The sequence below is a fragment of the Sporosarcina sp. USHLN248 genome, assembly GCF_037144575.1.
GTDB classification, from domain to species: Bacteria; Bacillota; Bacilli; order Bacillales_A; family Planococcaceae; genus Sporosarcina; species Sporosarcina contaminans.
In genome coordinates, this window is record NZ_JBBCZC010000109.1 from 1 (window position 1) to 493 (window position 493).

Sequence of the window (493 nt, forward strand, 5' to 3'; positions counted from 1 at the left end):
ATAAAGTCTCAAAGCCGACCCCGTCGGCGGAAGAGACAAAACGAATCTTCGGATTCAAAATTGACATCTTAACAAGATGCCAGCAAGAAACTCGAGCTATTCGAATTTCTCATAAGTGCTTCTTTCTATTATAGAAAGTTGTAGAGGTTGGCGAGACGTAGTGCAGTGGTAGGAAGCGAAGAAGAGAGGAAGGGAGCGTGCTTTGGCACGTGACCAACCGAACGACTGAAACTGACACCCCAATGTGCTGCGTATCGCAAGCCGGCTGGTGGGCGAGGTGTAGTGCAGTGGTAGGAGATGAAGGAGAGAAGGAAGGAGCGTGCTTCAGCACGTGACTGACTGATCGAGTGAAATCGACACCCCAATGCGCTGCACATCGGCCGCCAGATTTATGGAGAGTTTGATCCTGGCTCAGGACGAACGCTGGCGGCGTGCCTAATACATGCAAGTCGAGCGAATCGATGGGAGCTTGCTCCTTGAGATTAGCGGCGGA

The 493-nt window shown here is 51.5% G+C and carries 1 rRNA gene; it reads left to right on the top strand.

From position 1 onward, the window contains the following. Positions 1 to 388 precede the first annotated feature (388 nt). A 16S ribosomal RNA gene (locus WFH04_RS18135) occupies positions 389 to 493 on the top strand; the annotation flags it as partial.